General features: G+C 37.3%; 13 protein-coding genes. 12 read left to right on the top strand and 1 reads right to left on the bottom strand.

All coding sequences use genetic code 11. The features are described from left to right. The first annotated feature begins 140 nt into the window (after positions 1-140). From pruA to NST46_RS18435, 7 genes are all read left to right on the top strand, one after another. Positions 141-1,688 carry an L-glutamate gamma-semialdehyde dehydrogenase gene (gene pruA / locus NST46_RS18465; RefSeq protein ID WP_095307419.1) on the top strand — a complete coding sequence of 516 codons (1,548 nt, stop codon included), beginning with the start codon at positions 141-143 and terminating at the stop codon, positions 1,686-1,688. A 95-nt stretch (positions 1,689-1,783) separates the two neighbouring features. Then, the gene (locus NST46_RS18460; RefSeq protein ID WP_118890293.1) at positions 1,784-2,791 is read left to right on the top strand and encodes a proline dehydrogenase family protein; all 1,008 of its coding nucleotides are present in this window, start codon (positions 1,784-1,786) and stop codon (positions 2,789-2,791) included. Positions 2,792-2,973: 182 nt separating this feature from the next. Further along, positions 2,974-4,455, top strand: a complete 1,482-nt coding sequence (gene putP, locus NST46_RS18455) for a sodium/proline symporter PutP (RefSeq protein ID WP_095307418.1) — start codon at positions 2,974-2,976, stop codon at positions 4,453-4,455. 153 nt (positions 4,456-4,608) lie between these two features. After that, on the top strand, positions 4,609-6,000 hold the full coding sequence (locus NST46_RS18450; protein ID WP_118890292.1) for an NAD-dependent succinate-semialdehyde dehydrogenase: 1,392 nt from the start codon (positions 4,609-4,611) through the stop codon (positions 5,998-6,000). Positions 6,001-6,236: 236 nt separating this feature from the next. After that, the gene (locus NST46_RS18445; protein ID WP_095307416.1) at positions 6,237-7,202 is read left to right on the top strand and encodes a bile acid:sodium symporter family protein; all 966 of its coding nucleotides are present in this window, start codon (positions 6,237-6,239) and stop codon (positions 7,200-7,202) included. Positions 7,203-7,463: 261 nt separating this feature from the next. Further along, positions 7,464-8,513 (top strand): FUSC family protein, encoded by a 1,050-nt coding sequence (locus NST46_RS18440; protein WP_095307415.1) that lies wholly within the window; start codon positions 7,464-7,466, stop codon positions 8,511-8,513. 213 nt (positions 8,514-8,726) lie between these two features. Then, positions 8,727-10,709, top strand: a complete 1,983-nt coding sequence (locus NST46_RS18435) for a methyl-accepting chemotaxis protein (RefSeq protein WP_303450152.1) — start codon at positions 8,727-8,729, stop codon at positions 10,707-10,709. Between the two features lie 216 nt (positions 10,710-10,925). Here the strand turns inward: NST46_RS18435 and NST46_RS18430 are convergent, their stop codons facing one another. Next, positions 10,926-11,663: a GntR family transcriptional regulator gene (locus tag NST46_RS18430; RefSeq protein ID WP_251659995.1), complete on the bottom strand. Its 738-nt coding sequence runs from the start codon at positions 11,661-11,663 to the stop codon at positions 10,926-10,928. An 18-nt stretch (positions 11,664-11,681) separates the two neighbouring features. Between NST46_RS18430 and NST46_RS18425 the strand changes: the two genes are divergently transcribed. From NST46_RS18425 to NST46_RS18405, 5 genes are all read left to right on the top strand, one after another. Further along, on the top strand, positions 11,682-12,578 hold the full coding sequence (locus NST46_RS18425) for a DMT family transporter (protein ID WP_095307412.1): 897 nt from the start codon (positions 11,682-11,684) through the stop codon (positions 12,576-12,578). 244 nt (positions 12,579-12,822) lie between these two features. Further along, on the top strand, positions 12,823-13,053 hold the full coding sequence (locus NST46_RS18420; RefSeq protein WP_095307411.1) for a hypothetical protein: 231 nt from the start codon (positions 12,823-12,825) through the stop codon (positions 13,051-13,053). Positions 13,054-13,381: 328 nt separating this feature from the next. Beyond that, positions 13,382-13,699 carry a hypothetical protein gene (locus NST46_RS18415; protein WP_118889019.1) on the top strand — a complete coding sequence of 106 codons (318 nt, stop codon included), beginning with the start codon at positions 13,382-13,384 and terminating at the stop codon, positions 13,697-13,699. A 127-nt stretch (positions 13,700-13,826) separates the two neighbouring features. After that, the gene (locus NST46_RS18410; RefSeq protein ID WP_095307630.1) at positions 13,827-14,666 is read left to right on the top strand and encodes an alpha/beta fold hydrolase; all 840 of its coding nucleotides are present in this window, start codon (positions 13,827-13,829) and stop codon (positions 14,664-14,666) included. Between the two features lie 36 nt (positions 14,667-14,702). Further along, positions 14,703-15,245, top strand: a complete 543-nt coding sequence (locus NST46_RS18405; RefSeq protein WP_118889021.1) for a cysteine hydrolase family protein — start codon at positions 14,703-14,705, stop codon at positions 15,243-15,245. Positions 15,246-15,263: the final 18 nt, after the last annotated feature.

The following is a 15,263-nucleotide window of genomic DNA, read 5'->3' as shown; positions in this document are numbered from 1 at the left end:
AACCTTATCACTGTAAGCGTTTTCGTTGAAATGGTAAAAAAAATAAAAAGTTGGCATGAAATTTGCTTGTTCATTGATGAGGCAGGAAATAAAACTATTATTCTAGCTGAATTCTTATTAATTTTAAGGAGGTATATTCAATGGTTTTGCCATTTAAACACGAGCCATTTACAGATTTTAAAGATGATCAAAATCGACAACAGTTTCAAGAAGCACTTGAGCAGGTTAAGGGTGAGTTAGGAAAAGAATATCCACTCGTAATTGATGGAGAGAAAATATTTACAGAAGACAAGCTTGTTTCAATAAACCCTGGCAATAAAGAACAAATTATCGGGAAAGTGTCAAAAGCAACGAAGAATCATGTTGAGCAGGCTATGGAGAGTGCACAGCGTGCCTTTAAAACTTGGAAAACCTGGTCAGTACAGGAGCGAGCCGATCTATTATTCCGAGCAGCAGCAATTGTACGCAGACGCAAGCATGAATTCTCCGCATGGCTAGTACTCGATGCTGGAAAGCCCTGGGATCAGGCTGATGGAGATACTGCTGAAGGAATCGACTTCTTAGAATATTATGGTCGTCAAATGATTGAGCTAGGAAAAGGAAAGCCGTTAGCAGATCGTCCAAATGAGCATAACGCGTATTTTTACCAACCAATGGGACCTGGTGTTGTTATCCCACCATGGAACTTTGCTTTTGCGATTGTATGCGGGACCGTGGCAGCACCGATTGTAGCTGGAAATCCAGTGCTGTTAAAGCCATCGGAAAACACGCCAGTTATTGCTTATAAACTAGTCGAAGTGTTAGAGGAAGCTGGTTTGCCAAGAGGAGTATTGAACTTTGTACCAGGAGATCCAGCAGAAATTGGTGACTACCTTGTAGACCATAAAGAAACACATTTTATTAACTTTACTGGATCTCGTGCAACTGGAACAAGAATTTATGAACGTGCCGCCAAAGTACAGGAAGGACAACAATTTCTAAAGCGTGTCATTGCTGAGATGGGTGGAAAAGACACAATTATTGTGGATAAAGATGCGGATTTAGATTTGGCTGCGGATGCGATTGTTAACTCTGCATTTGGTTTCTCTGGACAGAAATGTTCTGCTTGCTCGAGAGCTGTAATTCACCAAGATGTGTATGATGAAGTACTTGAAAAATCGATTGCTCTTACGAAGAAGCTGTCGGTTGGAAACCCAACTGAAGAAAATGTCTATATGGGTGCCGTCGTGAATCAAAAGCAGTTTGATAAAATTAAAGATTACATTGAAATTGGAAAAGCAGAGGGCGAGCTTGCGTATGGTGGCAAAACCGATGACTCCACTGGTTTCTTTATTCATCCAACGATTTTCAAAGATGTAGATCCAAGCGCTAGAATCATGCAGGAGGAAATTTTCGGACCGGTTGTAGCCTTTGCCAAAGCTCAAGATTTTGATGAAATGCTGGAAATCGCGAACAACACAGAATATGGCTTAACTGGTGCAGTTATTTCAAATAACCGTGAGCATTTAAACCGAGCACGTTATGATTTCCATGTTGGAAATCTTTATTTCAATCGTGGCTGTACAGCTGCCATTGTTGGATACCAGCCATTTGGCGGTTTTAAGATGTCAGGCACTGATTCCAAAGCAGGTGGACCAGATTACTTGCAGCATTTTCTAGAAGCTAAAATTGTATCAGAAACATTTTAATGGATGGTTTTGCGGCAGGTGAAAGGCTTGCCGCAAAATTAACGTTCAGGCTAGGGCTTAACTTAGAACAAGTAACTTTTAAAGGAGCGGCAGCTATGGGAAATCTAACAAGAGATTTTTTTATTAGTTTATCAAACAATAAAATTTTAAATGCAAATGCAAAAAAATGGGGATTTCGGCTTGGGGCAGAAAAGTTTGTTGCAGGAATCGATATTGATAGTGTAGTAGAGACAGTAAAAGAAATAAATGCTCATGGAATATCCTGTACATTAGATAATTTAGGGGAATTCGTGTATGAGATAGAAGAAGCGGCTTTTGCTAAAGCTGAAATTTTAAGTGTGTTAGATAAAATTCACGAAGAAAATTTAGATTGTCATGTTTCCTTGAAATTAACCCAGATCGGTCTTGATATTGATCGGGAATACTGCATAAAGAACATGGTTGAGATTTTGGAGAAAGCTGGATCCTATAATATCTTTATCAATATCGATATGGAAAAATATATACATTATGAAAAGACACTCGAGATTCTAGAAGTATTACGACAAAAATTTGATAATATCGGAACCGTAATACAGACGTATTTATATCGAGCAGAGGACGATCTAAAACAGCTTCAGGATGTTCGCATTCGTATGGTGAAAGGTGCATACAAAGAAAGCGAAGCGGTAGCTTTTCAATCAAAGGAAGATATTGATGCCAATTTTATTAAGCTTGCGAAGGGGCGCTTACTAGGTGATGCTTTTACTTCAATTGCTACGCATGACCATCGAATCATCAATGAAATGAAAGCGTTTGTAAAGGAGAATAATATACGTAAGGATAAGTTTGAGTTTCAAATGCTTTATGGATTTCGTACAGAAATGCATAGTGAGCTGAGGCAAGAAGGCTATAAATTTTGCACATATATTCCTTTTGGGACGGATTGGTTCGGCTATTTCATGCGCCGCTTAGCAGAGCGACCGCAAAATCTGAATCTCGTAATGAAGGATGTCTTTTATACGAAAGAAAATAAACTGAAAAAATCACCAATTATTACTGGGGCAGCAGCTTTCTCGTTGTTTGTATTATGGAGAAAGAAGCGAAATAAAAAGCTAGTATAGCAGAAAGATTTGATGCAAGTACGAGCAAAACTTTTTACTTGCATACCAATTTAACTCTATGTTTTTTTATTAAAAATTGGTTTTATCCACGTTTTTATGCGATAATTCTAAAAAACTAATTCAGTTAAACCGCGTTATAAAAATTTTAAAATTGAAAAATGCTCAATCAAAGGGGGAATTACATGTCAGATTATACATATCAGCTACTTGCAATTATCCTTTATTTAATTGCAATGATAGCCATTGGCTTGTATGCATACAAGCGAACAACGAACTTAGATGATTACATGCTTGGAGGAAGAAATCTAAATGCGACGGTGTCGGCACTTAGTGCTGGAGCTTCAGATATGTCACAATGGCTATTGATGGGACTTCCTGGTGCTATTTATCTTTCAGGGCTTGTAGAAGGTTGGATAGCAATTGGGCTGCTTCTTGGTGCTTGGTTAAACTGGATTTTTGTTGCACCACGACTTCGCGTTTATACACAAGTATCAAATAATTCGATTACCATTCCGAGCTTTTTTGATAATCGGTTGAAAGATAACTCAAAAGTATTACGAATCGTATCTGGTATTATAATTTTAGTTTATTTTACATTTTACGTTTCGTCAGGGATGGTAGCAGGTGGAGTTTTCTTTGAAAGCTCATTTGGTTATAACTATCATACGGGTCTACTTGTTGTTGCAGGTGTAACCATTGTCTATACATTTATTGGTGGCTTCCTTGCGGTTAGCTTTACGGATGTGGTACAAGGGACGATGATGTTTCTTGCACTTGTCCTTGTCCCGATTTTCGGTGTTTTTCTAACTGGTGGGATTGGCGATACGATAAGTACAATTCAAGAATTTGATCCAACACTGCTTAGCTTCTTTGCAACAGCAACAGCTACTGGAGTCATCTCCTCCTTAGCGTGGGGATTAGGTTATTTTGGACAGCCGCATATTATTGTAAGATTTATGGCGATTCAATCGGTAAAGGAAACGAAAAAAGCAAGGAGAATCGGAATTGGCTGGATGTTTCTTTCTTTAGTTGGTGCAGCAGCTACTGCTCTAGTGGGTGTTGCATATTTTCAGCAAAATCCTGATATTACATTAACAAACCATGAAGCAGTTTTTATCCAATTAGGTCAAATTATTTTCCATCCATTTATTGCCGGAATCATGCTTGCAGCTGTATTGGCAGCGATTATGAGTACGGTGTCCTCGCAATTAATCGTAACCTCCTCGGCATTGGTTGAAGATATTTATAAGGCTGTATTTAAATCAGATGCAAGTGATAAGCAGCTTGTGAATCTTGGAAGGTTGGCTGTATTATTTGTTTCGGCCATTGCCATGATTTTTGCTTGGCAGCAAAACGATACGATTCTTGATCTTGTATCCTTTGCCTGGGCAGGCTTTGGGGCTTCCTTTGGACCAATTATTCTTCTAACACTATATTGGAGAAAAATTACAGGAATCGGTGCGATGTGGGGTATGATTGTTGGTGCGGTTACCGTATTTGTTTGGGGAACTTCCAAACTTTCCAAATACCTATATGAAATTGTACCAGGCTTTTTATTATGTTTACTAGTTGCGGTCGTTGTCAGTCTACTGACATATAAGCGAAATGAAGCGGTAGAGCATGAATTCAATGAAACACTTGAAATTATTAAAAGAGAAAAATAGGAATGATTATGAACGAACGAGTCTTGCTATTGGCAGGGCTCGTTTTACATATGTCCATCAAAAGGATACTTGATTTCTACTAAAATGTTTCATAGATTTAAAAGTAGGTAATAGTATGGAATAGAGGACAATAATATGTAGGAGGAATGCAAGATGTCAGAAACAAAAGCAATGATTGATGTTGTTAATCCTGCGAACGGTGAAAAGATTGAATCCATCCCACGTGCTGGTAAGGAAGAAGCAACTGCAGCAGTAGACCGTGCTTATAAAGCATTCCAGGAGTGGTCGGAGAGAACGGCAGAAGAGCGTAGTGAGCTGTTAATGAAATGGCATCACTTGATTCAGGAAGAAGTGGAAGATATTGCGAAGACAATGACGCTGGAGCAAGGAAAACCACTTGAAGAAGCAAAGGGTGAAGTTACGTATGCCAATAACTTCATTTCTTGGTATGCTGAGGAAGGAAAACGCGTTTATGGGGAAACAATCCCAGCTTCGGCCCGTAATAAACGGATCATGGTACATAAGCAGCCAGTAGGAGTAATTGCTGCCATTACACCATGGAATTTCCCTGCGGCAATGATTACTAGAAAAGTAGCCCCCGCTCTGGCTGCAGGCTGCACAGCGGTTGTGAAGCCTGCGAGTGCAACCCCGCTAACAGCAATAAAACTTGGGAATTTAGCGCAAAAAGCTGGGATACCAGAGGGGGTTCTAGAAATTCTACCTGGAGATTCAGGTGAAATTAGTGACGCTTGGATGGAGGATACACGTGTACGCAAGGTTTCGTTTACGGGATCTACCGAGGTTGGAAAGGTTCTGATGCGTAAATCGGCTGACACGGTGAAAAAGATATCCTTGGAATTAGGTGGACATGCACCACTAATTGTCATGAATGATGCGGATCTTGATAAAGCGGCAGAAGGGGCAGTACGTTCGAAATTCCGAAATGCAGGGCAAACCTGTGTTTGCAGTAACCGAATTTATGTGCATGAGGACGTTGTAGATGCATTTACGGATAAATTTAAGCAAAAAGTTAGCCAGCTAAAGGTTGGCAATGGCATGGATGAAGGGGTAGATATTGGCCCATTAATTGACAAAGATGCATATGAAAAAGTTAATCAACATTTAAAGGATGCGCTTGATCAAGGTGCTGAACTTATTCACGGAGGGGAATCCTATCAGGAATCAGATGGATATTTTGTTGAACCAACTGTACTGAAAGGGGTAACCGAAGAGATGCTGTGTATGAATGAGGAAACATTCGGACCGTTGGCACCGATATCAACATTTACGACAGAATCGGAAGTGATTGATCGCGCTAACAACACGCCATATGGGCTAGCTGCTTACCTATTCACAGAAAGTATATCAAAAGCAGTCCGTATAGGAGAAAAGCTGGAATATGGAATTGTTGGAATTAACGATGGCATGCCTTCTACTGTACAAGCTCCGTTTGGGGGATTCAAGGAAAGCGGACTCGGTCGCGAAGGTGGTCACCATGGTATGGAAGAATATTTAGAAGTGAAGTATTTTTCAATTGGTATCTAATTAAAAAAACCAGACCTGTAGGAGCAGCGTTCTCTTGCAGGTTTTTCCTTATTAAAATTGAATGCAATGTATAGTTGGCAAGCCGTCCATTGTTAAATTAAAATGAATACGCTTTATTTTAAATTAACAGAAAATAGCTATCTTTCTATATAGAATTATGATAGAATCTTCATTTAACGAATCATTTACACGAAAAACGTTCAATACATAATTAGGAACGCAGGAGGAACAGCTAGATGAAGACATTAGGAAAAATCAGTAATTTTGCAACAAGTACATTCGCACTTTGGGTCATTATTTTCGCAATATTTAGTTATTTATATCCTGCTGGCTTTGCGTGGATTGCTCCACGTATCCCACTCCTCTTAGGAATTATCATGTTCGGGATGGGATTAACATTATCCGTAAATGATTTTAAAGGCATTTTTAAACAACCGAAAAGTGTACTTATTGGAGTGGTGGCACAATATACCATTATGCCGTTATTAGCATTTGGTTTAGCACATCTTTTCCAATTGCCGCCAGAGGTTGCAGTTGGTGTCATTCTTGTTGGATGTTGTCCTGGGGGAACAGCATCGAATGTTATGACATTTATGGCGAAAGGTAATACGGCATTATCGGTTACAGTTACTTCTGTTTCAACTTTGCTTGCACCGATTATGACACCCTCACTTACATTTTTACTAGCAAGTCAATGGCTTCCAGTATCGTTTGGTGATATGTTTATGTCGATTGTACAGGTCGTATTATTGCCGATTGTGCTAGGAGTAATCGTTCGTCTTTTATTTAGTAAACAAGTAGATAAAAGTGTCTCAGTTTTGCCATTAGTTTCAGTTATTGGTATTGTTGCAGTGGCTGCTGCTGTTGTCGCGGTAAACAAAGGCTCGATTGCTGAGACAGGACTGTTAATATTTGCTGTTGTAGTCTTGCATAATTGTTTGGGTCTCCTTGTGGGCTATGTTATTGCGAAGTTGTTTAAGTTGAATTTTAAAGATCAGAAAGCTGTTTCAATCGAAGTTGGAATGCAAAATTCAGGACTTGGCGCCGCATTGGCACTGACGCATTTTGCACCAATCGCTGCAGTACCAAGTGCAATTTTTAGTGTATGGCACAATATTTCTGGTCCTATTTTAGCAACATGGTGGGGAAAGCGAAGCATCGAACAATCGAATAAATCGGAACAAACGAAGGAAGCTGGTTAAATTAAGTACTTCGTATAAAGTCATTCCTGTTTGCATAAGTAAGATTATACCGTTTGCTCGAACCTCTCATAACTGATGTTACGAGAAGTTGATTCATCTACACAACTGAAGTCGCGAATATTCGCTACTAATGATAAAAGGCTTGTAAGCAATTAATTTTCATAACAATCTTTCGTAATAAAGTTGTAAAAAAATTGCCGAAAACCTAATAGTGACAGTTATAGATGAAAAGGGTATACTACTGCTAGAGAGGTGCAAAGAATGGAATTTAATATTGGGCCCCGTATGGTAAAAACCGGCCTTGCGGTGGCTTTGACATTACTCGTTACCGGTTTAATTGGATTAGAGTTGGAGCTTGTAGCAGCAATTGCGGCTGTACTAGCGATGCAGCCATCTATCATGCGTTCGTTCAAGTATATTAAAGAAGTAGTTATTTCAAACAGCGTGGGAGTGGCGTTTGCTTTAGCTGGATTGGTATTGCTTGGTAATCATCCAATCTCTGTTGCCGCAGTTGTTATTATTTCAATTGCGATTAACATACGGCTCGGTTTGAATAAGACGGTTAGTTTAACAGTGCTGACTATTGTAACAATTATGCTAGTCAGTGACGCTGGAATTAACTTCATTTACATTATTGAACGTTTATCACTTGTTGCAATTGGTGTACTATCCGCATTTATCGTTAATGTGCTTGTATATCCACCAGACCATCAGAAAATCTTGTTTTCGATGATAAAAAATGCAAGTGAGAAAACGAATTTCCTTCTCCGGGTTATTCCGAATCAAACAATGAGCGTTCCGCAAATGAAGGATGAAGATAAAGAATTAGAGAAGATGATCCAGCGTACACGAGATTATTATGAAATTATTTCCGATGAACGAAATAGCTTGTTCATTAAGAAGCGTCCGGATTTCTTACGAACAATTATTCTTTATAAGCATATGATTAAAGTTTTACGAAAAAAACATACATTGATTCAGCACCTGGAGAATAATTTTAAAAATATCGAAAATATATCGAGTGCTAAATTTCACTTAATCAAAAAGTTGGTTATTGAAATTAATGCTTACAGCGAAAATGTTTTATTAATGTATGAAGATAAGGTTATTTTGGATAAGGATTTGCAAAAAGAAACGAAAGTAGCAATGCAGGTTACCATTAACAATATCATTGATGCCCTGCAAGGATCTGACTTTGAAAAGTGGACGTACGTTTTTCCAATTGCGAATAGTATTATTGAGTTATTTTATGAGCTTGATAAATTAGAGCGTCTGGTTCGAATTAATCAACAAAGACGAAATAATAGCTAGGGCTTTGATTCAATTTTTTTATATGAATCGAAATGGGATGTGAAAAAAGGCTGTGACCAAAATAAAATGGTCATAGCCTTTTTGGTTTTTACTGTTTCTAATTATATGTTTTTATGAAATGAATTAAAACAACCATTCCGCTTCAATTTTTTGTTTGTTTACCGATACTATAATGGGTGCAATATTCTAAAAGAGGTTGAGAGGGAGCATTGAATGAGAAAGTTTTTAAGGATGGACAGTTTAAAAAAGAAACTATTAACGATATTTTTGGTATTAACGATTGTACCGATGTGGATAACCATAACGGTCATCTGGATAACAACGAACAGTGGGTTCAATGATTTGATTGATGACCAGCAGCAAACGATGGAGCATATTATTCAATCAGAATTTGATAACATTGCAGAAGAGCTCCAAAAAATAACGGAAATCTATTCACAAGATTTGGAGTTCGTACAAGCTTACCATCAACGAGACCGTGAAACATTAGTAGATCTTGTAAATGACATTTATTCACGACTGTTTTCAGAGCATGGGATTGACAAAATTGAGTATGGCGATACAGATGGAATTGTATTTCTAAGGGGTCATGAACCGACTCAGTATGGGGATGACAAAAGTAATTTGGAAGCAATTCAATATGCGTTGGATGGCGAGTCTATTTCTGGTTTTGAATTTGGGACATCTGGACTTTCGGTAAGAGCCTTTGTTCCGATCTCTTATCAGCAGGAAATTATCGGAACGTTGCAGATGGGTGTCGATGATCATTTTCTAGAAGCATTACAAGAAAAACTAAAGGGCGTTAACATTAATTTGTATAATACGGAAGGTACAATTGTGGAATCCTCTGAAGAAGAAAATATTGAAAGAACGATGAGCGATGCTTCTATTCTAGCTAATGTGATGAATGGTCAAAAGGTTTCACACCATAATGAGGAAACATTGGATTCCTATTTACCAATGCTTAGTCCAACAGGAAATGAAATAATTGGTGTCATTGGCATCTCACAAGATATATCTACAATTGGTGCGACAAACAGTCAGCTTTCCTGGATTAGTGTAATCATGGTTGTCGGCTTTATTATTATCGCTCTATTTGTATCAATTCGCTTCAGCAGAACGATAGCGAATCCGATACGGAGAATCTCAGAGCTTATGCTAGAGTTATCGAAAGGCAATTTACGAATAGCCATTAAAGATAATCAGCAAGAAGATGAAGTTGGACAATTAACACGTGCAATGCAAACCATGCGTGACAATTTGCATGCTACTTTATCAAAGGTAGCTGAAGCATCAGAAAATGTTTCGGCAAAGAGCGAAGAAATGACACAATCATCGCAGGAGGTAAGAACTGGCTCCGAGCAAATTGCAATTACTATGCAGGAAATTGCTGAAGGTACTGAAAAACAAGCAAATAGCGCAAGTGAGCTTGCAAGTGCGATGGGAAGTTTTGCTTCCAGTGTCCAAGAAACGAATCAACAAGGAGAACAAATTCGAACTGTTTCCCTCGATATAATAGACATGACAGAGGAGGGCATGCAATTGATGGCATCCTCGGATTCTCAAATGGTGAAAATCGATACCATTGTCCAAGAAGCGGTTACAAAGATGGAAACGTTGGATAAACAATCGCAGGAAATCACAAAGCTTGTCGAAGTGATTCAAGATATTGCCAGTCAGACCAATTTACTTGCTTTAAATGCTGCGATTGAAGCGGCAAGAGCAGGAGAATCAGGAAAAGGATTTGCCGTTGTAGCTGATGAGGTGAGAAAGCTGGCTGAGCAAGTATCAGAGTCGGTTTCTGATATCACCGGTTTTGCAACGAACATACAACGCGAATCCAGCGATGTTGCAAATGCGTTAATGACGGGATATCAAGAGGTTGAAGCTGGAACAGCGCAAATTAAGTCAACAGGAGAAACATTCCATAAAATCAGCGCTTCTGTAACGGATATGGCTGAAAATATTCAAGCAACAGCAGAAAACTTGTCTGCAGTAGTCGCAAGCAGTCAGGAGATGAATGCTTCAATCGAAGAGATTGCTTCTGTTTCAGAAGAAGCAGCTGCAGGAGTTGAAGAAGCCGCAGCAACCTCGGAGCAATCAAGCAGTTCGATGGATGAAATTGCTGCAGGATCATCCCAGCTTGCTAACCTAGCAGAAGAATTGAATGGGCTTGTACAGAAATTTAAATTATAAGTCTGTGGCTTCAAGGTGTTGTTTTGAGGAGCATTTACGAAATTACTAGACAAAGGATAATATGACAAAAGAAAGCCATCTACTTAGATGGCTTTCTTTATTAGATGTCAAGGATCTTATGTAGTATTCTTAACAAATAATAATAAAAGGTTTATCTCAATATCCTTTAAAGCGAGGTGTGTTCCGACTTATTCATAGTTTGTTTCACCTCTTAAACTACTTATCTTCAGATAATATGTTTTTAAGGCTATTCAACCAATTATTTTTAAGCGTGTCTACCGCTTCTTCTTTATATTTCTTATTTTCCAACCCATCAATAATCATATCATGCTCATTAATAGACTTTTGTTTTGGGATGGCATTATGAAAGTAGAATGATTCTATTCTTATTATTTTCTCTTTTAATTTAGTTAATAGCTTTTCAAGCTCTTTATTCTTAGACATTCTAACAATATGCCCATGAAACTCAATATCGTATTGGAGACATTTTTTGGCGTTGCCTTCTTCAATAGCACTCTTATAAAGGTTATTTATTTCTGCCAGCTGCTTCAATTGTGAAGGAGTGGTGTGAATGAATGCTTCTTGTAGTGCAAGTGATTCCAGAGCAATAACTATGCTATAAGTTTCTTTAACCTCCGTAATGTTAATAGGTGCAACCATGGTGAAACTATTCGGTTTGCTAACAATAAAACCCTCATCCTCTAACCTTAACATAGCCTCTCTTATTGGTGTCCGGCTTATACCTAATTGCTCTGATAATTCCTTATCCTTAATCTTCATCTCAGGTTTTAATTCACCAGATATAATGGCATCTTTAATGATTTCATAAGCATTATTACGCATCGATACACGATTAATTTTATTCCCTTTTAAATTCATTTTATCACCTGCAAAAAAAGTATTTACTTTTTGATATCTAATATGTAATATATCAATTATGATGAGTTTATTCAAGTCTGGAGGGGAATTTATATGAAGCCGAAAAACATAAATGTTTTACTTGTTATTACAATTGTTTGTATTTCTTTATCAGCTATTTTCGTTAAATTATCTAATGCACCTTCTACCATTATGGTTATGTATCGGATGTTTTTAGGATGTCTGTTATTATTGCCGTTTGTTCTAAAGTATAGAAAAACACTAAAACAGATTACAAGAAAAGAATGGCTTGCTATTATCTTCGCGGGTATGTTTTTAGCTGGTCATTTTGGATTGTGGTTTGAATCACTTAATCATACATCTGTTGCAAGTTCTACTTTGATATTAGCCCTACAGCCAGCGATAGCACTAATTGGAGGGCTTATTTTCTTTAAAGAAAAAATACATTTACGTACACTTTTAACTTTGGGCATTGCTTTTTTTGGAGTTGCTATTGTTGGAGGAGGTAACCTTGGATTAGGCAGAGATGTATTATTTGGAAATATATTATCACTACTATCTGTTTTTTCTGTAGTATTTTATCTGTTAATTGGTCAAAGAAACGTGAAATCACTTAATCATTGGGTTTACAGCTTTCTAGTTTTCTTTTTTGCGGGTACAACCATGATTATTTTTAATATCATTGGTGAAATTCCTCTTAACGGTTATTCAGCTAATGATTGGATGGTATTTATATTACTTGCCATTTTTCCAACTGGGGCACATATCATATATAACTTATTGTTGAATTATGTAAATACAACCACTGTATCTATGAGTACTTTAGGTGAACCTATCGGTGCTTCATTATTAGCTATTGTTTTCTTGAATGAAATGTTAACATTTGTAGAGATATTTGGCGGCTCTTTAATCATTATTGGGATTTATCTGTTCTTAAAATGGCAAAGTGGTACAAACAAGGTCTTATCAAAACAAGCAAAAAATGCTTAATGACTGATTAATCCCACAGATAAGAATTTGAATATTAAAAGAGCATAATTTAAAAGTTGATTAGACATTTTGGGTTAATAACCTTTTTTTTTGGTTTTTTAAGGATTCGTATTAAGTTATTAAAATAACAGGAATCCTTATCAAGAAACTCGAGCGACTATTCAATTTACGTTGATCGGATGTTTTTACCATGGTAAAAAAGGGCAGTTTATTTGGGAGGTAATTGGAAAGGATATGATTTTACATGAGATTATACGATAAGCCGATTAAAGCATATTTACATAACGATTTAAGTGCTGTTGAGGAACATGGTAGGCAACTCATATACTTTTTTGAAAAGGGGTACGTGACAGTTCTTGGTGAATTTGAATGTGAGAAATATATTGGAAAAACAGCTTATATTATTTTTAATCAGGAGGATGTTATATCTGTTGGTAAAGGAATGCTGCGATTTGTTGATGGCGAGGACAAATAAATCGTTCGTACTGCATGATGATAGGACTCTTCTTGAAGTCATTGGTGAAAGTGTTAAGTAAGGCGATCATTAATTTGGTCGTCCTTTTTTTAGGGTGTATTAATTGAATATTATGGTATTATTTAAGAAGGAGATATTGCTTAAGCGGCAAAGTAGCTAAAGAGTCCAATTGGATTGTGTTCAACAATCGAGCCATGCTGTTAAAGACCTAGCAATAACGAATAAGCAAATATTGGGATTGACTACTAGCATCTTTTTCTTTGATGAAGGTACAGGTTTGTTCTGCGGTATTAGAAAATTAAAAAGTTTTAAACGAGGGAGTTTGAAAATGGAAAATGAAGAAGTAAAAATGTTAAAAAGGGAACTGCACAAAGAAATTATTGTTTTGAAAAACGAACAAAAATCATTCAAGCGACGTGTCAGCACTATTGCAAACATAATTATTCCTGGAATTGGATTTGTCTTCTATGGTAGCTCTTTTTTAAAAGCTCTTATCTTTTTTCTTCTTTTCTTCTCCTATAACATTATATATTTTAATAATCTTTACCCTCTAATTGGTGGTATAGGTATTGCTATTATATATTATATTCCAGCAGTAATAATTTGGTTTGTCAGTACAATAATGGTCGCCAGTCTGGACGATTGAATTTTTCACGGGTGGGTGCATTCTGATTATCTTTACAATAATCAGTAAATTTAGAGAAGGTGCGCTTTTAATTAATAAAACAGAGAGTAATTGTTTGAAAACACAGACGAGAAACGAGGTAGGTATGGTGTGGAAACAGAGCTTTATTGAGACAAGCCGAGGAAGATTTGAATATTTTCAAAAGGGAAACGGAGAGCCACTATGTGTAACTCACCTGTATAGCGAATATAATACAAATGGAAATACATTTGCCCAACCATTTACGGATCACTATACGGTTTATTTAGTGAATTTGAAAGGATGCGGTAACTCGGTGAAAGCAGTGCATGAATCAGAGTATCGTATGTCTGAAACGGTTAAGGATTTAGAGGCAATTCGGGAAGCATTAAACATTGCGAAATGGGGATTTGCAGGGCATTCAACAGGAGGAATGCTTGCATTAATGTATGGAGCAACAGCACAGGAGAGCCTAACAAAAATAATTGGCGGAGGGCTATGCGCATCAGCTGCATATATGGATCACCCAGGAAGTATCTATTGTAAAGAGAATCCGAATAACGCTCGTATAATTGAAATTTTACGCTTGCTTGATTCACCAACAACCCCGATTGAAGAAAGAAGAGCATTAAATAAAGAGTGGTTTTTAATGTCTATCTTCGACTACGAACAGTACGAAGAAATTATAAATCGTCCAAACAGTGGAAAAGCGGTCAGTCCACGTCTCAACTATTTTTCATACCAAGAATTGAAAACCTACGACGTCAGACCCTTGTTACCTAGTATTCAAATTCCTGCATCTATTTATTGCGGGCTTTATGATGCGCAATGTCCGCATGTTTTTTCAAAAGAAGCAGCAGATTTAATGCCAAATGCAAGTATGACAACTTTTGAGAGAAGCAATCATAATCCATTTGTAGAAGAGGAAGAGTCGTTTGTTCAGTTTGTTCAAAGTACGGTAAGCAATTAGGTTAACTATTTAGAATATAAATTAGGTGGTGTAATAATGAGAGCTCTGCTCGTAATCGACGTGCAACATGCTATTGTAGAATGTAAAGATTTCCAGCAAGAACTGAACAATATAGAATCTATTATTCGTGATTTTAAAGAAAATGAGGAGCCCATAATTTTTATAAGACATTTAGAAGGTGATGAAAAAAGTCCATTTTATAGGGAATCCCCAAGCTCAGAATTGCATCATGCTTTAAAAAAATATGCAGATATTGTAATTGAAAAGAAGACGCCAAGTTCCTTTTTTCAGACAAATCTGAGTGAAAAGTTAGATCAACTCGGAGTAAATCATCTCTTTATAACAGGATTCGAAACAGAATTTTGCTGTCAATTTACTGCAATCGCTGCTTATGACAGAGGCTATCGGGTAACGTTTATTGAAGATGCAACTGGGACGGTTAATGACGAAGCTACTTATGAAATGAAAGGATTGGATATAAGAGATTTCGTTGGAACTGTATTGCATTGGTCAACTGTTATAGAAGTACTCGACCAAGAGGAGTATGTGGGGAAGTATCAATCTTCAACCAAAGCTTAAAAGATAGAACCTGTACGT

This window comes from Oceanobacillus sp. FSL W7-1309 (assembly GCF_038002145.1).
Lineage (GTDB): Bacteria > Bacillota > Bacilli > Bacillales > Amphibacillaceae > Oceanobacillus > Oceanobacillus profundus.
The sequence above is the reverse complement of the archived record's forward strand: the minus strand, read 5'-3'. Positions and strand labels throughout refer to the sequence as shown.